Source organism: Thermoplasmata archaeon, from assembly GCA_036395115.1.
Taxonomy (GTDB): Archaea; Thermoplasmatota; Thermoplasmata; order RBG-16-68-12; family RBG-16-68-12; genus RBG-16-68-12.
On the sequence record DASWDU010000005.1, the window covers coordinates 107,781 to 125,337 of the forward strand.

Here is a 17,557-nt window from a genome sequence, read left to right on the forward strand (position 1 = left end):
GGGCCGGAACCGGTTCCATCGGATCAGCCCTGGACGGCCTTGCCGCATTCCGGGCAGAACTTCATGTTGCCCGGGACCTCGTGGCCGTCCGGACACTTCCGGAACTGGGGCGCGCCGCATTCCCCGCAGAACTTCAGTCCCGGGGGCACGGGCTTGCCGCACTTCACGCACGGCTTGCTGCCCGCGGCGACGGTCGTGTCGGCCCCGCAGTTCCCGCAGAACTTCGTCGTCAAAGGGTTCATCGTGCCGCACTTCGGACACGGTTTCTGCGGGGGTTGCCCCTGGGCGATCATCCCCGGCACCTGCGACGCCATCCCGTATCCGAGGCCGATCCCGGCCCCGAGCCCGATGCCCGTGCCGGCGCCGCCGGAGGGGTTCGCCGCCGCGGATTTCATCGAATCCGCGAGGGCGAATTGCTGGTACGCCTGCGCGTTCGTCCGGCCGAGCACCTTCGCCGAGGCCATCTTCTCGAGGGCCTCCTTGATCGTGTCCGGGAGCGGGATGTTCAGCCCGCTGATCTGGATGATCTCCATTCCGAGGGTCACGAAGTGCGGCTTCGAGTTCGCAAGCGTGCCTTGCTCGATGTCGTTCAGGCTCATGGCGAAGTCGACGACCTTCAATCCGTTCGACTTCATCTTGCCGAGCGTGACGTTCAGCTGCTTGACGAGCTCCTGCTTGATCCGCTCCTCGACGTCCGCCGAGGTCGCGGCGCCGAACGTCCCGACGAACTGGTTGATGAACGTCTCCGGATCCTTGATCCGGTACCGGAAGTCCCCGAACGCCCGGAGCTGGACCATGTCGAAGTCCGGGTCCTGGAAGAGGAACGCGTCCTGCGTTCCGAATTTGCCGTCGAAGATGCGCTTCTGGAGGTAGTACACCTCCGCCTGCTGGACGACGCCGGACAGGGCCTTAATCAAGTTGCCCAGGATCGGCGCGTTCTGCGACGTGAGCGCGTACCGGTCCGGCCGGTCGAGGTAGGCGAGGACCTTCCCGTCGCGGTAGAACACCGCGATCTCGTCCTCCCGGACGACGATGTTGTCGTTCATCCGGATGTTGCGGGGGACCTTCCACATGATGTTGCTGCGCTTGAACTGGTCGTCCCACGCGATCGTCATGCTGCCGGTGAAGCCTTCCGTCCGGCCCGCCGTCTGATCCGTCCGTCGCCCGCCGCCGAAGAAGAACGCAATGGGGATCATCGATATCACCTCACTTGGATGCCAGTGACCGCGTTGGTCCGGGACTTCCAAGTCGACTCGAACCCCGCGATCGCCTCGCGGAGCCCCTTGACGGCCGCCTCGAGGCTCTTCGGGTCGCCGGCATCCCGGACCATCGGGACGACCGCGGCGGCCTTGTCGAGCGACTCGATCATCGCGTAGTCGTACTCGTACAGCCGGTCGAGCTCCGTCTCTTTGATCTGGATCGTCGCGCTGAGGCCGGAGTACCCGCCCTCCGCGTGCCGGATCTTCGCTTCGAGGCCTTCGATCGTGAAGATGACGTTCCCGATCCCCTGGAGGCCCAGTTTGCCGTCCATCGCCATGCCGTCGCGGATGTCCTCGAGGTCCCCGCGGACGCCCTTCAGCTGGTTCGCCAGCTGGATGCGCAGCAGGTTGTCCGCCGCGCGGATGTCCTCGCGCCGACGGTACCCGGCGTACCCCGGGATGACGAGCTGGATCTTCTTCAGGAGTCCTCGGTCTTGTTCGACGCGGTCACGGATGTCGGGCATGGTGTTGTTCTCCCGGCGCTTCACGCACTACGAGCTTCCGTCTGTATTTAGGGTTGTGGATGGAACTCCACGGGTCTCCCGCGTCTCACCATAGGGCGAAGGACGGCCTCTCGCCATCCATCACCTGTCCGGAGTGTCCGTCGATGAGGATGAACATCGCCTTGCCCTTGTGCTGGTACTCCATGAACCAGACGGGGGCGTGCAGCAACTCGCCGTCGTACGTCGTCGGATATACCTGGATCGACTCGAGCGTGTCGACGCGCTTCTTCGCTTCCTTCTCGATGAACTTGTGCGCGAGCGCTTGCGCCTGGGCTTTCGCCTCCGGCTCCCCGACATCGCCGCTCTGGACGTCGACGCCGCCCGTCGAGCGCTTGTCGAAGTTCAACTTGTTCTGCAGTTGGAACTGGAAGCCGTCGTCCGGCTGGTACTTCGAGTACCCGCGGACCGCGACGACCGGGATGTTGTACTGCATCTGGATCCGGTCCCGGACGCGGACGACCTGCGGCTGGGTCTGCACCGAATGCTGCTGCCGGTTCTGCGCGCCCGCGGCGGCCGCGGCGATCGTGAGGGCGAACAGCGCGGCGCCCGCGGCTTTCTTCGTGCCCGTGTCGCCGTGGGCCATCATGCCGACGCCCGCGCCCCCACCGACGTTCTTCGTCCCCTGGAAGTCCGCGACGACGGAGGTCGGGACGACCCAGTACGGGACGTATTTCAGGGTGACCTGACCGAGCTCCGAGCGCTCCGCGACCTTTCGGCGGAACACGCCTTTGTTCAGCCACTTGCCGCCCGCCTCGAGCGCCTGCTCGTTCGAGATGCGGCTGTCGAGCATGAAGTGCTTCTGGATGATCTCCGCGGCACCGCCCGCGCCCATCGTCGTCACCGCGCCGCAGTACTCGCACACGACGAGCGCGAGGCCTCCGGACGGCTTCATCGGGCCGCCGCACGAACTGCATTTCAGGCTCTGCGGCATCGGCGGCGCCGCCATCGGCTGCACGGCGACGGTCGGGTTGTACGCCGGGCCCATCGGAGCCGCGCTCGGGTATCCCGGGGCCACCGGCGGCACGCCGGGGGCTGCCTGAGCCGGAGCGACGACGCCTTGCTTGGCGCCGCAAACGTTGCAGAATACCGATCCGTCCGCGATCCGTCCGCCGCACTGATTGCAGAACAGGGAGAAGCCTCCTATTCGACGGCCTAGGCAACTTCGCCTTACTTAAGAATTTCTCCCTGAGTTTCGTTGCGCGTAGTTCACATCCGAGCCGCCGGCCCGCCTCAATGACCGGGGATAGCAAACCTATAACGTCGGGAGGCGTCTGCGCAGACCGGATCGGGAGGACGCCGTGACGGGTTTCATGAGCCGCACCCTTGCGACATTCTTCGCGCTCGGCCCCGCGGACCTTCGGAATCTCGCCTTCCTCTACTTCGCGACGTTCATCATGCGGGCTGCCGCGTTCGCGGGAGTGGCGGTGATGCAAGACGTGAGCGCCCGGACCCTCGATGCGTTCGGGCGCGGGCTCCTCTTCGCCGTCTATCCGCTCGCAGAGATCGCGACGGTCGGCTATCTCGGCACGCAGTGCGACCGCGTCGGGCGGAAGCGGATCCTCGTCTTCGCACATCTCGTCACCGCCGCGGCCGTGTTCCTGTTCATCCCGAGCATCAGTCCCGTCGTCGCTCCGGGCGTCCAACCGCTACTCATCGCGGCGTTTTTCGCGATGTTCGGGATCGGCGCGGCGGCGAAGGTCGCGTCGACGCTCGCGATGATCAACGACCACTCGAGCCGCGCGAACCGGGCGCAGCTCATGGCGTTCTTCGACCTCGTGACGTTCGGCGGCCTCGTCGGGGGCTTCGGCTCGGCGTTCCTCGCCCTCAACGCGTTCCACGTCTCGGATGAGGCCGTCCTCGCGGTCAGTGGCTTCGGCGTGACGGCGAGCGTCATCATGGTCCAGTTCCTCGTCCGGGAGACCCCCTTCACCCCGGAGACGCAGCGCGGGACCGTCGAGCTCCTCCGCACGGTCTTGCGGAACCGAGACATTCAGCGGCTCCTCCCGGTCTACGTGCCCGTGGTCGCCCTGTACGGCTACGTCCTCACCTTCACGGACAACCTCCTCGGAACAGGGAGCGAGGGTTCGGCGACGGCGGGACAACTCCTCGTCATCGTGGCGTCCCTCGGGATCCCGCTCGGCGCCTCGCTCGCGGTGAGCGGGCGGATCTCCGATCGCGCGCGGCTGCGCCGCCCGTTCATGGCCCTCGGCCTCGCGTGTTTCGGCGCCCTCGCGATCCTGCTGGCCCTGGCGACGCGGCCCGGAGGCGGCACGGACACGGCGCAGCTGGTATCCCGATGGCCCCTGATCGCAATCTTCGCGGCGGGCGCCGGGACGTTCCCGCCCGCGGCGCTCGCCTACCTGGGGGACGTCGTCGGCCACGCCGTCACCGGCACGGCGTTCGGAATCTACTCGGTCATCTTCGGATCCGGGCTGATCGTCGGGCCCGTCCTGGGCGGCGCGTTGACGCAGGCCCTCGGGCCCCTCGCGTTCGCCGTGATCGCCCTCGGCCTCATCGGTATCTCGGCCGCCGGCATCGTGTTCATCCGCGAGCCGCTGAAATTCCCGCGGACGCCGATGGGCCCGGAGACCGTCGCGCCGCCCCCGGGCAAGCGCTGATCCGCCGTCCGTGGGCGCACCTGATTCTGGCGTCGCCGGATTGAAGTACCCACGGCCTCGTCGCACGGGACGTGGCGTCGAGCACGTCGAGCCTCCTGGACCTCGACCCGATCGCCTACTTCGCGATGGGCGGATTCGCGCTGTTCTTCGGACTGTTCTTCCTCGTGTTCCTCTGGGACATCCCCCTCTTCCTGTACCTATGCGGGCCGATCACGTTCATCCCGGGCGTCATCGCGCTCACAATCGGCATCGCCCAGTGGCGGCGCGAGCGTGCCGTCCTCGAGTTCGCGGAGTGGGTCAAGTCGCAACGGCGCGTCAAGATGGACCTCATGGCCCAGCGGATCGGCAAGACGCGGTACGAGACGGAGAAGTTGCTCGGCAAGGCGCTGAACGAGGGCCTTGTGAAAGGAGCGATCGACCGCACGACCGACGAGTTCGTCCTTGAAGAGGCCGGGAGGGAGGAACACTTCGTTGGGCAGTGCTCGCATTGCGGCGGGAACGTGGACACGTGGTACTTCCCGGAGGAGCGGGTCACCTGCCCGTACTGCCAGCGTGCCGTCACGGTCGTTTCGGGCTGACGCGACCATCCGCGGACGGCCCGCCGCGTGATTCAAGTAGGATCCGCGGCCCTATCCCGGAGGGATGTCCTCGGAACCCTCGGAGCCGGTGCTGCCGCCGAGGTCTTCCTCGTGGCGGTACAAGGACACCACGTATTTCATCGTGGGTGCCCTCCTGCTCATGGGTGGCATCACCGGCATCACCGCGGAGCTCGTCGGGGAGCCGTCGGAGTCGACCCGGCTCTTCGCCTTTGTCATGTGTTCGGCCGTGGGCCTGTTCCCGGGCGCCCTCCTCGTCCTCTTTGGCTGGAGAGCGCACAAGGAGGAAACGAGCCTCATCGAGTTCTCCGCGTGGATCAGGACGTATCGCCGCATCCCGCTGAACGACCTCGCGCGGAATCTCGGGAAGACGCGGTTCGAGACGGAGAAGGTCCTCGCGAAGGCCGTGGACCGAGGGCTCGTCTACGGGGTCGTCGATCGGACGACGGACGAGTTCGTCGTCCAGACGATGCTCGGGCAGCAGATCTTCGTCGAGGTGTGCCCCCATTGCGGCGCACGCGTCAACCGATGGTTTCTGCCGGAAGACCGGTTCGTGTGTTCTTATTGCAACCAAGCGATCCTGGCGTCCGACGTCGGCTCTCCCTCGGGAACTGCGAGGTGAGAGGTCACCATTCTTAAATATCACATGCCGGTTAGGACGATCTCCTCCCGTCGGGGTGCATCGTGGCTCGCGGATTGTTCGCAGCGCGGAAGCTCAAGGGCGAACGCCAGACGCGACGCTGGTCCGACCGGTACTACAAGAGGCGCGTGCAGCACCTTAAGGAGAAATCGGACCCGCTCGAGGGATCGCCTCAGGGGAAGGGCATCGTCCTCGAGAAGGTCGCGATCGAGGCGAAGCAGCCGAACTCCGCGCTGCGGAAGTGCGTGAAGGTCCAGCTGATCAAGAACGGCCGCCAGGTGACCGCGTTCGCGGTCGGCGACGGCGCGATCAACTTCATCGACGAGCACGACGAGGTCCTCGTCGAAGGGATCGGCGGCCGCATGGGGCGCTCGTACGGCGACATCCCGGGCGTCCGGTACAAGGTCATCCAGGTAAACGGCGTCTCGCTCGACGAGCTCGTCCGCGGGCGGAAAGAGAAGCCCGTGAGGTGAAGGGTTGGAACCCGAGCCGACGCCCCCTCCGGAGACGACGCCACCGCTGCCTCCCGAGGCGCCTCCTCCGCCGCCCGAGGCCGTCCCGGCCATCGAGCCCGCGGAGACCACGGAAGTTCCTCCCGAAGCTCCCGCAGAAGGCGAGCCCGCTCCGGTGGTCGAGAAGCCGAAGCGCGAGCCGAAGAAACCCAAGAAACGGCCCAGCTACGAAATGAAGCTCTTCGAGAAGTACGACCTGACCGAGGTCGTCGTGCACGACGCCGGCCTCGCGAAGTACATGAATCTCTCGCCAATCGTCATCCCGCACACGGGTGGGCGGTACGCGAACAAGCCGTTCGGCAAGGCCAAATCGAACCTCGTGGAGCGGCTGATCAACGGCATGATGCGCACGGAGGATTTCACCGGGAAGAAGGCGAAGTCCTACCGGGTCGTGCGCACGGCGTTCGAGATCATCGCGAAGAAGACCGGGAAGAACCCGGTGCAGATCCTCGTCGATGCGCTCGAGAAGGCCGCGCCGCGCGAGGAGATCACGCGCCTCCGGTTCGGCGGCATCAGCGTGCCCCGCGCCGTCGACGTCGCCCCCTCCCGACGGCTCGACCTCGCGCTCCGCAGCATCACGACCGGCGCGGTCTCGGCGACGTTCAAGAACCGCAAGCCCGTCGAGGAGTGCCTCGCGGACGAGATCCTGATGGCGGCACGCGGCGACATGCAGAGCTCCGCGATCGCGAAGAAAGAGGAGCTCGAGCGGGTCGCGTCGTCCGCGCGATGATTCGCCTCACCTTCACCGAAGGCTTAATTAGTCTCGGCTATCTGCGACTCGCGTTCGCGTTCAGGAGCCCGAGAGATGGGACGAAAGGAAGAGAACATCAAGAAAGCCCAGGCGTTGCTCCATCTCAAGGACCGCATCCGCAACATCGGCACCGCGGCACACATCGATCACGGGAAAACGACGTTGTCGGATTCGCTAATCGCGGGCGCGGGGATGATTTCCGAGGAGCTCGCGGGCCAGCAGCTCTTTATGGACTACGACGAACAGGAGCAAGCGCGCGGCATCACGATCAACGCCGCGATCGCGTCGATGGTCCATGACTTCGAAGGCGGCCAGTACCTGATCAATCTGATCGACACGCCGGGCCACGTCGACTTCGGCGGGGACGTAACCCGTGCGATGCGCGCCATCGATGGCGTGATCATCCTCGACGACTCCGTCGAAGGGATCATGCCGCAGACGGAGACGGTCATCCGCCAGGCGCTCAAGGAGCGGGTGAGGCCGGTCCTCTTCATCAACAAGGTGGACCGCCTCGTGAACGAGTTGAAAATCAGCCCGGAGCAGATGCAGCAGCGATTCCAGAAGATCATCACGGAGGTCAACAATCGCATCCGGAAATGGCTGCCCGAGGACCTCGGAGAGAAGTGGATGGTGAACGTCGAGGCGGGCAGCGTCGCGTTCGGGAGCGCGTACCACAAGTGGGCCGTGAGCGCCCCCTTCACGAAGCGGACGGGCATCGGGTTCAAGGACATCTACAAGCACTGTCAAGAGGGGACGATGAAGGAGCTCGCGAAGAAGGCGCCTCTCCACAGCGTCGTGCTGAACATGGTCATCCGCCACCTGCCGAATCCGCTCGAAGCACAGAAGATCCGGATCCCGATCATCTGGAAGGGAGACCCGCAGTCGCCCATCGGCAAAGCGATGATGACCGTCGACGAGAACGGCCCGGTCGGGTTCATGGTGACGAAAATCATCGTCGATCCCCAGGCGGGCGAAGTCGCCGCCGGTCGCCTCTATTCGGGCAAGATTCGCCGGGGCCAAGAGCTGTGGGTCAGCGGGATGCCGAAGCCCCAGCGCGCGCAGACCGTCGCGATGATCGTCGGCCCGGACCGCATCCCCGTCGACGAGATCGATGCGGGGAACGTCGTCGCGGTCGTCGGGCTGCGGGACGCGGTCGCCGGCTCGACCGTGAGCGACGACAAGGAGATGCAGCCGTTCGAGAAAATCGTCCACTATTCGGACCCTGTCGTGACAATCGCCGTCGAAGCGAAGTCAACGTCGGACCTCCCAAAGCTCGTCGAGGCGCTCCGCCTCTTGGCGAAAGCGGACCCGAGCATCCAGGTGGAGATCAACCAGGAGACCGGGGAGCACCTGATCTCCGGGATGGGGGAACTCCACCTCGAGATCACGATCTACCGGGTCCAGAACGACTACAAGATCCCCGTCACGACGAGCACTCCCATCGTCGTCTACCGGGAGGGCGTGGGCGGCAGGGGCGGGCCGTTCGAAGGCAAGTCGCCGAACAAGCACAACCGCTTCTACATGGAGGTCGAACCGCTCGAGGAGAAGGTCGTCGCCGCGATCCGCGCCGGCGAGATCGCGTCCGGGCAGCGCATCAAGGATTCGAAGGTGCTCGCGAAGAAACTCGAGGAGCTCGGGATGGACCGGAACGACGCGAAGAACGTCGTCTGGATTCAAGACACGAACATGCTGCTGGACGCGACGAAGGGGATCCAGTATCTCCACGAGACGATGGAGCTGATCAAGGAGGCGTACATCGAGGCGATGAACCGCGGCCCGCTCGCGGCGGAGAAAGGTATGGCCCTGAAGGTGAGCCTCGTCGACGCAAAGCTCCACGAGGACTCCGTCCACCGCGGGCCGGCACAGGTCATCCCCGCCGCCCGATCGTCGATCTACGGCGCGATGGTCCAAGCGGGGCGGAGCCTCCTCGAGCCGATCCAGAAGGTCTTCATCAACGTGCCACAGGACTTCATGGGCTCCGCGATCGGGGACGTCCAGAGCCGCCGCGGTGTAATCGAGGACATCACCCAGGAAGGCGAGATCACGGTCATCCACGCGAAGGCGCCGGTCGCAGAGATGTTCGGCTTCGCATCGGCGATCCGCTCGGCGACGCAGGGACGCGCCCTGTGGTCGACGGAGAACAGCGGCTTCGAGCCCGTGCCGGGGAACCTTCAGGACGAGGTCGTCCGGGCGATCCGCACCCGGAAGGGACTGCCGCCGGAGCCGTACGACGAAGCCTACTACGCGGCGTGATGTCCGGCGAAGGGTTCCCTCACCGCCATTCGCAATCCTGAAGTCTCCTCACGACGATCGACTGCCCTGAGCACCATGACCACGGACCGACGTTTCAGCCGCTTCAGCAAATCTCGGGACACCGCCGCCTTCAGCCTCACGGAGATTCCGGACGGCGGCGTCTGCCTGTCCGCGTTCCTGATCCTCACGGAAGCCGGACAACCGTCGCGCATCCTGATGGGCCACATGAATCCCGAGGCGCGGTGGGACCACATCGGGGCGCTCGATCCGAAGCGGGTCGAAGTGCACTCGCGCGCCTGGATGCTTCCGTCGTCCCACCTCATCTATCTCGAATCGCCCCAAGGCGCCGCTCGACGGATCGCGCGGGAACAGCTGAATCTCCCGAACGTCGAGCTCTCGGGGCCGCTGGTCGTCTCGGAGGCATACACGCCGAAGCGCTTCCCCGGAACACAGCATCACTGGGACGTCGAATTCCTGTTCCGCGGAGAGCTCGCGGGCCCGGACGTCCCGCGCGCCGCCGCGTGGAAGGAGCTGGCGTTCGTCGACCTGCGCCGCACGCCGAAAGCCGAGATTGCACGTTCCCACGAAGACATCATCGAGTCCGCCGGCCTGCGGTTCGGGACGGACTGAGCGGGCCTCCTCGCGGCCCGTTCCTATGGAGAAAATCGGGCGGGAGAATCAAGCGTGCGGGTGGGAAAGCATAAATACAGCAGGATGATTAGGCGCGTCCCACGGAGCGAAAAGCATGCCCGCGAAGCCCCACCTGAACCTCGTGTTCATCGGCCACGTCGACCACGGGAAGTCGACGACGGTCGGCCGGATCCTCTACGACACGGGAAACATCGACCCGCACGAACTCGAGAACCTGAAGAAGCTCGCCGAGCAGATGGGCAAGGCGACCTTCGAGTTCGCGTTCGTGATGGACCAGGTCAAGGAGGAGCGGGAGCGCGGCCTGACGATCGACGTCGCGCACAAGCGCTTCGACACGGACAAGTACTATTTCACGATCATCGACGCCCCGGGCCACCGGGACTTCGTCAAGAACATGATCACGGGCACGTCCCAGGCGGACGCCGCCGTCCTCGTCGTCGGCGCGGCGGAGGGCGTTCAGACGCAGACCAAGGAGCACATCTACCTCGCGAAGGTCCTCGGGGTCGAGCAGATGATCGTCGCGATCAACAAGATGGACGCGACGAAGCCCGAATACTCGGAGAAGCGCTTCACGGAGCTGAAGACGGAACTGAGCGGCCTCCTGAAGGTCTCCGGCTTCAAGGTCGACAAGATCCCCTTCATCCCGATCAGCTCGTACAAGGGCGAGAACATCGCGAAGGCGTCGACGAAGATGGGGTGGTACAAGGGCCCTGCCCTCGTCCCTGCGCTGAACGATCTCAGTGTGCCGCCGAAGCCGACGAACCTCCCGCTCCGGCTCCCCGTGCAGGACGTCTACTCGATCACCGGCGCCGGCACGGTGCCCGTCGGACGGGTCGAGACGGGCGTGCTGAAGGTCGGGATGAAGGTCCACTTCATGCCCGCCGACAAGGTGGGCGAGGTCAAGTCGATCGAGATGCACCACGAGCAGATCCCGCAGGCGGAGCCGGGCGACAACGTCGGATTCAACGTGCGCGGGGTCGACAAGAAGGACCTCCGCCGGGGCGACGTCGCCGGGCCGCCGGACAACCCGCCGACCGTCGCGAAGTCCTTCACGGCGCAGATCGTCGTCCTGAATCATCCAAGCGTCATCACGGCCGGGTACACGCCGGTCTTCCACGCGCACACGGCCCAGGTCGCCGGCACCTTCGAGGAGATCATCGCGGTGCTCGACCCGAAGACGGGCGCGCCGAAGCCCGAGAAACCCGACTTCCTCAAGACCGGCGACGCGGCCCGCGTCAAGATCCGACCGACGAAACCCCTCGTGATCGAGGCGTTCAAGGCGTTTCCCCAGATGGGGCGGTTCGCGGTCCGCGACATGGGGCAGACCGTCGCGGCGGGCCAGGTCATCGACGTCGAGAAGGCGAAGTGACCTCACGTCCGCGAGATCCGAATCCCCAGGTTGACGTATGGCTCAGAAGGCACGGATCTCGCTCAGCGGAACGGACCCGAAGAAGGTCGACAACGTGTGCCAGCAGATCAAGCTGATCAGCGAGCGGACGGGCGTCGCGATGTCCGGGCCGATCCCGCTCCCGACGAAGCGGCTCCTCGTGCCCGTCCGCAAGTCGCCGGACGGCGAGGGCAGCGAGACGTGGGACCGCTGGGAGATGCGGATCCACAAGAGGCTCATCGACCTCGACGCGGACGAGCGGGCGTTGCGGCAGCTCATGCGCATCCAGGTGCCGGACGGCGTGAACATCGAGATCGTCTTGCGATCGTGAGCCTCAGCGCGGCTCGAGATAGGTTCGGGAGAGCGCGAGCAAGGCGACGACGTCGACCACGAACAGGGCGAATCCCGATGCGACGATCGCGGTCGGGAGATTCGCGAGGACGAGCACGATCGGCCCGAATCCGGCCGCGGACGCGAACGCCACGGGCCACGCCCAGAACCGGCGGCGCAGGAAGCCGATCCCCGTCGCGAGGGCGACGAGCGGGGCGTAGCCGCTGAGGAAGGCGTGGCCGAGCGGGTCGAGGTGTGCCCACAGGATCGCCAGGAGGACGGAGAGGATCCATCCCGCCGCGGGCGCCATCGCGGGCCACGGCCTTTGATCCGCCACGATGCTCACGAGCGCCAGGACGACGGCCAGGGCGGCCGCGGAGACGACCGCCCACGGCGAGCCGGAAATCTGGCCGAACTCGATCGCGCCCGTGAGGAGAGCGAGGCTCCCGCCGACGAGGCTCAGTCCGACGAACCAGCGCAACGCGGCTTCGGTCCGCGGCGTCACGCCCCCGGCATCCGCGGCGGGCGGAAAAGCGTTCGGCCGTTCGTGGCGATGCCTTCGTCGGAAATCCGGGCGGCCTCAGTCGCCGCCGGTCTTCCGCCGCCTCCGCACCGCGACGTACGCCGAGACGACCACGATCGCCCCGAGGACGAGCATCAGGAACCAGAAGTCGATCGCCGGGACCCCTTGAGCCGAGGGCCCGCCGCCGCCGTACACGAACGGAACGCTCGCCTCGGCGACGTTGCCTGCTCGGTCCGTCGCTCGGACGGTCACGAAGTGCGGACCGATCGTCGGCGAGGGTACGTCGTACGTCGTCGCGCCCGTAGCGACGACGGGCGAGCCGCCGTCGTAGGCGACCTCGACCCGCGCGATCCCCGACAAGTCGTCCGACGCGGTCCACGCCACCGTCACGCCGCCGTACACGGTCGAGCCGCCCGCGGGGCCGGTCAGCGAGAGGGAGGGAGGGGTCGCGTCCACCGTCACGGCGACCGTCGTCTCGGCGACGTTCCCCGCGCGGTCGAACGCCTTGAGGAGGACGGTCCGTGCGCCCTCCGGCACGTTCGGGAACGTGTAGCCGGCCGCCTCGGCCAGCCGCACAGCCGGTCCTCCGTCGAGGGACAGCTCGTACCCGTCGATCCCGGAGATCGCGTCGGCGCCGAGCCAGAGCAGTTGCAGCTGCCTCGAGTTGACGTACGGTCCGGCGGGGGCGACGACGGTCATGCTCGGAGGCGTCGTATCGACGGCGAACGGGACCGTCTGCGTCGCGACGTTGCCCGCGCCGTCAATCGCGACCACGCTGACCGCGTGTCCGCCTTCGGGGAGGTCCGCGAGGGGATAGGAGGTCGCGTCCGCCGCGAGCTCGACGGACGGGTTCGAGTCGACGGTCAGCCGGACGGCCGAGATTCCGGCCCCGGTGTCCCGCGCGGTCCAGCGAACGTCGACGGCCGTGGTGTTCACGAACGAGCCGCGCAGCGGCGCCGTGACCTGGAGCTCCGGCGCCTTCGGATCGAAGTGGAAGGGAATCCCCAGGCGGGCCTCGTTGCCCGCGCGGTCCGTCGCCGTGACGATGGCGGTGTGATCCCCTACCCCCTGGAGCGCCAGGTCCGTCTGGCCCGCCGCATCCGAGAAGGCGACGGGGGGCGCGGCGTCGAGCGACACGTCGACGGAAGCGACGCCGGAGACGGCGTCCTCGGCGACCCATTTCAGGACCGTGCGGCTGGTCCATTCGCCCGGAACGGGCGTCTCGACGAACAGGTCCGGCGGGTGCGTGTCGAGGATCGTCTCCGCCTTCGCGGCGTCCGGGCCCGGCTCCCGCCAGTGGCCGCGGTCCACCGCGATCGTCGAGAACTCGTAGGCGTCTTCGCCGCCCGTGTAGTACGTGTCGAAAGGAATCGTCCCGTTCGGGTCGTCCGTCCCGAAGCCGAGCGCACCGTACCATTCGCCGCTCGGGTTCCACGGGGGCGCGTAGCGCGTCCAGTTCGGCGTGTGAAGGCTCCGGTAGTACAGCTCGGTCCAGAATACGCCGCTATTCCCGGAAGACCCGCGGGACGTGAAGTTCAGGCTCACGACCTGCTGGCTCGTGTACTCGGGGAGCGGCGCGATCTCCGATTCCGGCGCGCGGTCGGCGGCCACGACGGCAAGAGGCAAGCTCGGCACGATCCCGGCCGGGCCGAAATACGCCGCCAAGACGAGCGTTATCACGGAAACCGCGGCGAGAGCCGCCATCCTCCTCAACATACCGAACCCTCATAGGATAGACTGGTGTGAAGGTACATAGCCCTTCCGTCGCGCCGGCCCGCCAGGGACCGCCGGGACCAAAGCTCAGAATGAACGAGGAAAGCCCGTGTCGCCCGAGGCCGCTCGAACGGAACGGCTTCCGATCGGCATCAGAGACCCGCGCGGAAAGTTTCATGTGAACGGCGACGCTGTGCGCGCGTCGGGCCGGTAGATCAGCGGAAGATCGCCTGCTTTGCAAGCAGGAAGTCCTGGGTTCAAATCCCAGCCGGTCCATGCCCCAATACATCGGAACTGGCGGATGCAATCAGGCAAGAAAGAGAAAGGGTGGAGGTTGCTCTTTGCTTTCACGGCTACGATCGTTGCCGAACGCCCCTGTATTCCGTGGGAATCTTATTTAGCCCAGTTCATAGTTGCCGCGATGACGCCGCTTGACCGCGAAGGCCGCCAACCGCTGCACTATGCAGCCATGGCGAACGATTCGGCGAAGGTCGCTGAGCGCCTCGCTGCCGGCGATGACGCCAATCTTGGGGACCGGATGGGCATGACCCCGCTGCATCTGGCCTGCCAGGAAGGGGCCACCACAGCCGCAGCTCTTCTTCTGGATGCGGGGGCGAACGTCAACCGGCCCAACAGGCACGGCAACACACCGCTGTTTGTTGCGGTGTTCAACTCACGCGGCCGCGGGGACCTGATTCGACTGCTCCGCTCAAGGGGCGCAAATCCGCTGTACGTGAACAAAGCTGGGCAGACCCCGCTCGGCCTCGCACGAATCATTGGCAACCACGACGTGGCCCAGTTCTTCTCGGACTTGCCATGAAATCGAGTACGACGACCCCGCGGATTCCAACGTTGCGACAGCATGTCGTTGCGGGATGGCGCCGACGATTTTCGCTCCGACATGAAGGAACGGACGCGCGTTGCGGCCAAAGACCTAAATCCAACCCTCACTCTTGTGCCGCCCTATGCCGATGATTGACGTGTACGCACCGCGAGATATTTTCCCTGCAGGGACCGAGGGCCTGCTGGGCAAGGAACTTACGATGGCAGTTCTCCGTGCCGAGGGTGTGGCAACCCCCGGGCCCTTCCATCTGAACAATACCGCGGCGTTCCTTCACCTCATGGAGCCGGGTCATATTCACACCGCGGCAACCCTCTCCGCCCGCACCGTCCGCGTCCAGGTCATCACGCCGCCTGCGGCGTTAACGCGCGAAGGGCAGAAGCAACTCGTAAAAGAGATCACCGAGATCGTAACCAAGGTCTCCAACGACCCGACCCAATCCAGTCGCACGTGGGTGATTCTCACGGAGGCAGCCGAGGGCGGTTGGGGGCTCTCGGGCACCGCCTTTGGCCGGGAAGAATTCGCGGCGCTCGCAGCCAAGGCGGCTGCGGCACGCGCGAAGTAAGCGCACAATCAGTCTAGGAATCCGAGTCCCTATGGCGTGACTCCGGCCGAGTCCGGCGGCGGACCTCCTGGGCGTTCGGCGGCTTGTGACGCCGAGAGGATTTGAACCTCGGCAAGTTTGGAGCCCAGCCGGTCCATCCTTCTCGGCCGCGCGACAGGTCGACCTCGGGGCGCGCGGGACGAGGAACACAACCAGGCGGTCGCCCGGAGAGGTCGCCCGGGCACTGAGGCCCCAATGAAGGCGAACGAGATAGGTGCGGGGTCGGCCCGCGTTCACGCGATCTGTCCGAGGACCGGATCGAACTCCCAGGTGCCGTTCACCTGGCGGATGCACCGGCTCAGGGCGAAGTCCACGGTGACGGTCGTCGTCTGTCCGGACGAGATCGTGAACTGCCCCGCGATCTTGGCCGTCGCGTTGTCGGGCGGCACCATGAAGGTGACGGACTGGCCCGTCGCCGCGTCCACGCCCGTGGCGCTCACGACGGAAATCCGAATCTGCTCGTAGTGGCCCGGAGCCAACCGCGTGCTGCCGAGCAACTCGGAGACGTTCGTCAACGCGGCCAGATCGACCGTCTTGCTCCCGGAGAACACAGTGACCCAGGAGGCGTTGTCCTTCCCCGATTCATGAATCTGTACGCCCGAGAAGGTCACGTTCACGTGAGACCATGTGCTCATCGGGGCATCCTTGACGGAGACCGCCACGGCGCCCTCGTACAGAAAGTAGTACGCAGCGATTCCGCCGAGCACCACCACGACGACGAGCGCGAGCGCGGCGACGGCGCGAGGCATTCGTTCCTCCTCGGATTCCATCGTGTCGGGGGCACCGATAAACTTTCTGGAACGCTCGTCGAAACGGCCAACCCCCGCACGCGTCGGATGGCGGTTCGCGGCTTTATCCACGGCGCACGCATGGGGGGGCGCATGGCGACGGGCCGGGCCGCCCGCGCGTACGACGCCGGATATGTCGCGATCTACCGGACGGGCGTCCGGTTCAGCGACACCGCCGAGGCGACAACGGCGTTCGTGCGGTTCGTGGACCGCACGCGCCCCCGAGGCCGGGCGCTCGAACTCGGATGCGGCGAAGGCCGGGACGCGATCTTCCTGGCGAAGCGCGGACTCGACGTCGTCGCGATCGACGCATCCGCCGCGGCCTTGTCGAGGGCCCGGGAACGGGCGCGACAGGAAGGCGTCCGCGTCCGCTTTTCCCTCGGGAACATGACCGGCCGCCAGCCGTTCGGGGATGCGTCGTTCGACCTCGTCACCTGCATCGACGCCTTCCACTATGCGATCGAGGCCCGCGACCGGATCCGGCACTTCCGGGAGGCGTACCGGGTGCTGAAGCCGGGCGGCCTGTACTTCTTCTGCAACCACACGGCGCGGTGGCCGCGGACGAGCCCGGGCGAAGGGACCGAGACGATCATCGTCGAGGCGCCCGCCGGCGCGCGAGAGATCCGCATCCCGCGCGTCCCGTACGCGGTCCTCACGAAAGCGGGGTACGCCAGGGCCGTCCGCGGAGCGGGCTTCGTGATCCGGATGGCGCGGCACACGCGCACGTTCCCCATCCGAGACGAGGTCGCGCTCATCGTCGGCGAGAAGCCGCCTCGGCGTAGGCAGGGTCAGACGCCCGCATAGAGCCGGTCCGCGAGTTCGGTCGGCAGGCCCGCCTTCCGGATCTCCGCCGCGACGGCGTCGATGTCGTACGACACCCGTCGCACCTCGAACGTCCGGCGGGTGAGGTCGAGCACGCCCCACGCGGCGCGCGGATCCCCGTCCCGGGGCTGGCCCACGCTCCCCGGGTTCACGACGAGGCCCGAGCGGAACGGGCACGTCATCGGGAGGTGCGTGTGCCCCAAGATCACGAACGGAGCGGCCGCCATCCGGACGATCCACTCGTCCGCGGACCACGGGAAGACGTACTCGTCGTCGTTCCGCGGGCTCCCATGGTACATGGCGACGACGCCCTCCGGCAACGCGGTGCGGGCGCGGTCCTCAAGGTCCTTCAGGTAGCCGACCGACGCGGGCGTGAGGTGGATCCGCGTCCATCGGACCGCGATGGACGCGAGCTCGTTGAACGCGAACACCTCACCGGCGAGGGCCGCACGGTCGTGGTTTCCGCGGATCGCCCGCACCTTCCGCGCGCGCAGGGCCTCCAGGACCTCGTTCGGCCATGGGTTGTATCCGATCAGGTCTCCCGCCACCCAGATGCCTTCCGGGGCGACTCGGTCGACGTCCGCGAGGACCGCCTCGAGAGCCGGCCGGTTCGAATGGACGTCGGATAGGACCGCCAGGCGCATCGAGCGGCCGTAGGGGCTCGGGCTATTTCAGGTTCTCAATCGCGCGCGACCGAGGAACCTACAGGGCCCTTCGTGCGACGGGGTCGGATCGGACTTCTCGGGGAGCCCGCGACACGCTCCAT

19 protein-coding genes and 1 tRNA gene are annotated in these 17,557 nt (G+C 66.5%); 13 read left to right on the plus strand and 7 right to left on the minus strand.

What is annotated here, in order from left to right; genetic code table 11:
* Positions 1-23: 23 nt before the first annotated feature.
* The 3 genes from VF992_01250 to VF992_01260 form a co-directional block, all read right to left on the minus strand.
* Positions 24-1,196, minus strand: coding sequence for an SPFH domain-containing protein (locus VF992_01250; protein ID HEX9339786.1), 1,173 nt, complete (start codon positions 1,194-1,196; stop codon positions 24-26).
* 5 nt (positions 1,197-1,201) lie between these two features.
* Complete coding sequence (locus tag VF992_01255; protein ID HEX9339787.1) at positions 1,202-1,723, minus strand: hypothetical protein; 522 nt, start codon at positions 1,721-1,723, stop codon at positions 1,202-1,204.
* 85 nt (positions 1,724-1,808) lie between these two features.
* Positions 1,809-2,777: a hypothetical protein gene (locus VF992_01260; protein HEX9339788.1), complete on the minus strand. Its 969-nt coding sequence runs from the start codon at positions 2,775-2,777 to the stop codon at positions 1,809-1,811.
* 283 nt (positions 2,778-3,060) lie between these two features.
* On the opposite strand from VF992_01260, the gene VF992_01265 reads away from it, so the two are divergent.
* The 9 genes from VF992_01265 to rpsJ all read left to right on the plus strand — a co-directional run bounded on the left by VF992_01265 (position 3,061) and on the right by rpsJ (position 11,501).
* Positions 3,061-4,380 carry an MFS transporter gene (locus VF992_01265; protein HEX9339789.1) on the plus strand — a complete coding sequence of 440 codons (1,320 nt, stop codon included), beginning with the start codon at positions 3,061-3,063 and terminating at the stop codon, positions 4,378-4,380.
* A 71-nt stretch (positions 4,381-4,451) separates the two neighbouring features.
* Positions 4,452-4,958, plus strand: coding sequence for a hypothetical protein (locus VF992_01270; protein ID HEX9339790.1), 507 nt, complete (start codon positions 4,452-4,454; stop codon positions 4,956-4,958).
* Positions 4,959-5,022: 64 nt separating this feature from the next.
* Positions 5,023-5,598: a PCI domain-containing protein gene (locus VF992_01275; GenBank protein ID HEX9339791.1), complete on the plus strand. Its 576-nt coding sequence runs from the start codon at positions 5,023-5,025 to the stop codon at positions 5,596-5,598.
* Between the two features lie 62 nt (positions 5,599-5,660).
* Positions 5,661-6,089, plus strand: a complete 429-nt coding sequence (locus VF992_01280) for a 30S ribosomal protein S12 (GenBank protein ID HEX9339792.1) — start codon at positions 5,661-5,663, stop codon at positions 6,087-6,089.
* Positions 6,090-6,243: 154 nt separating this feature from the next.
* Positions 6,244-6,858 carry a 30S ribosomal protein S7 gene (locus VF992_01285; protein HEX9339793.1) on the plus strand — a complete coding sequence of 205 codons (615 nt, stop codon included), beginning with the start codon at positions 6,244-6,246 and terminating at the stop codon, positions 6,856-6,858.
* Positions 6,859-6,933: 75 nt separating this feature from the next.
* Entirely contained in the window at positions 6,934-9,132 is a 2,199-nt protein-coding gene (locus VF992_01290; protein ID HEX9339794.1) for an elongation factor EF-2, read from the plus strand.
* Positions 9,133-9,207: 75 nt separating this feature from the next.
* Entirely contained in the window at positions 9,208-9,762 is a 555-nt protein-coding gene (locus VF992_01295; protein ID HEX9339795.1) for an NUDIX hydrolase, read from the plus strand.
* 115 nt (positions 9,763-9,877) lie between these two features.
* Complete coding sequence (gene tuf / locus VF992_01300; protein ID HEX9339796.1) at positions 9,878-11,152, plus strand: translation elongation factor EF-1 subunit alpha; 1,275 nt, start codon at positions 9,878-9,880, stop codon at positions 11,150-11,152.
* 37 nt (positions 11,153-11,189) lie between these two features.
* Positions 11,190-11,501 (plus strand): 30S ribosomal protein S10, encoded by a 312-nt coding sequence (rpsJ, locus tag VF992_01305; protein ID HEX9339797.1) that lies wholly within the window; start codon positions 11,190-11,192, stop codon positions 11,499-11,501.
* Positions 11,502-11,504: 3 nt separating this feature from the next.
* Here the strand turns inward: rpsJ and VF992_01310 are convergent, their stop codons facing one another.
* Positions 11,505-12,005: a hypothetical protein gene (locus VF992_01310; protein HEX9339798.1), complete on the minus strand. Its 501-nt coding sequence runs from the start codon at positions 12,003-12,005 to the stop codon at positions 11,505-11,507.
* A gap of 75 nt (positions 12,006-12,080) precedes the next feature.
* The gene (locus tag VF992_01315; GenBank protein HEX9339799.1) at positions 12,081-13,727 is read right to left on the minus strand and encodes an Ig-like domain-containing protein; all 1,647 of its coding nucleotides are present in this window, start codon (positions 13,725-13,727) and stop codon (positions 12,081-12,083) included.
* Between the two features lie 213 nt (positions 13,728-13,940).
* On the opposite strand from VF992_01315, the gene VF992_01320 reads away from it, so the two are divergent.
* The 3 genes from VF992_01320 to VF992_01330 all read left to right on the plus strand — a co-directional run bounded on the left by VF992_01320 (position 13,941) and on the right by VF992_01330 (position 15,142).
* A tRNA-Ala gene (locus tag VF992_01320) sits at positions 13,941-14,012 on the plus strand.
* A gap of 145 nt (positions 14,013-14,157) precedes the next feature.
* Positions 14,158-14,556 carry an ankyrin repeat domain-containing protein gene (locus tag VF992_01325; protein ID HEX9339800.1) on the plus strand — a complete coding sequence of 133 codons (399 nt, stop codon included), beginning with the start codon at positions 14,158-14,160 and terminating at the stop codon, positions 14,554-14,556.
* Positions 14,557-14,701: 145 nt separating this feature from the next.
* Positions 14,702-15,142: a tautomerase family protein gene (locus VF992_01330; GenBank protein ID HEX9339801.1), complete on the plus strand. Its 441-nt coding sequence runs from the start codon at positions 14,702-14,704 to the stop codon at positions 15,140-15,142.
* Between the two features lie 272 nt (positions 15,143-15,414).
* Here the strand turns inward: VF992_01330 and VF992_01335 are convergent, their stop codons facing one another.
* Entirely contained in the window at positions 15,415-15,930 is a 516-nt protein-coding gene (locus tag VF992_01335; GenBank protein HEX9339802.1) for a DUF4382 domain-containing protein, read from the minus strand.
* A gap of 132 nt (positions 15,931-16,062) precedes the next feature.
* Between VF992_01335 and VF992_01340 the strand changes: the two genes are divergently transcribed.
* Positions 16,063-16,773 (plus strand): class I SAM-dependent methyltransferase, encoded by a 711-nt coding sequence (locus tag VF992_01340; GenBank protein ID HEX9339803.1) that lies wholly within the window; start codon positions 16,063-16,065, stop codon positions 16,771-16,773.
* On the opposite strand, the gene VF992_01345 is transcribed toward VF992_01340, so the two are convergent.
* A complete protein-coding gene (locus tag VF992_01345; GenBank protein ID HEX9339804.1) occupies positions 16,758-17,435 on the minus strand; it encodes a metallophosphoesterase family protein in 678 nt (225 codons plus the stop codon). The two genes, VF992_01340 and VF992_01345, sit on opposite strands and share 16 nt — an antisense overlap.
* Positions 17,436-17,557: the final 122 nt, after the last annotated feature.

Bases quoted from the DNA above. Each gene is read 5' to 3' on its own strand.
- VF992_01255 (HEX9339787.1), bottom strand. From the start codon at position 1,723: ATGCCCGACATCCGTGACCGCGTCGAACAAGACCGAGGACTCCTGAAG.
- VF992_01250 (HEX9339786.1), bottom strand. From the start codon at position 1,196: ATGATCCCCATTGCGTTCTTCTTCGGCGGCGGGCGACGGACGGATCAG.
- VF992_01335 (HEX9339802.1), bottom strand. From the start codon at position 15,930: ATGCCTCGCGCCGTCGCCGCGCTCGCGCTCGTCGTCGTGGTGGTGCTC.
- VF992_01325 (HEX9339800.1), top strand. From the start codon at position 14,158: ATGACGCCGCTTGACCGCGAAGGCCGCCAACCGCTGCACTATGCAGCC.
- VF992_01275 (HEX9339791.1), top strand. From the start codon at position 5,023: ATGTCCTCGGAACCCTCGGAGCCGGTGCTGCCGCCGAGGTCTTCCTCG.
- VF992_01290 (HEX9339794.1), top strand. From the start codon at position 6,934: ATGGGACGAAAGGAAGAGAACATCAAGAAAGCCCAGGCGTTGCTCCAT.
- tuf (HEX9339796.1), top strand. From the start codon at position 9,878: ATGCCCGCGAAGCCCCACCTGAACCTCGTGTTCATCGGCCACGTCGAC.
- VF992_01315 (HEX9339799.1), bottom strand. From the start codon at position 13,727: ATGGCGGCTCTCGCCGCGGTTTCCGTGATAACGCTCGTCTTGGCGGCG.
- VF992_01340 (HEX9339803.1), top strand. From the start codon at position 16,063: ATGGCGACGGGCCGGGCCGCCCGCGCGTACGACGCCGGATATGTCGCG.
- VF992_01345 (HEX9339804.1), bottom strand. From the start codon at position 17,435: ATGCGCCTGGCGGTCCTATCCGACGTCCATTCGAACCGGCCGGCTCTC.
- VF992_01330 (HEX9339801.1), top strand. From the start codon at position 14,702: ATGCCGATGATTGACGTGTACGCACCGCGAGATATTTTCCCTGCAGGG.
- rpsJ (HEX9339797.1), top strand. From the start codon at position 11,190: ATGGCTCAGAAGGCACGGATCTCGCTCAGCGGAACGGACCCGAAGAAG.
- VF992_01295 (HEX9339795.1), top strand. From the start codon at position 9,208: ATGACCACGGACCGACGTTTCAGCCGCTTCAGCAAATCTCGGGACACC.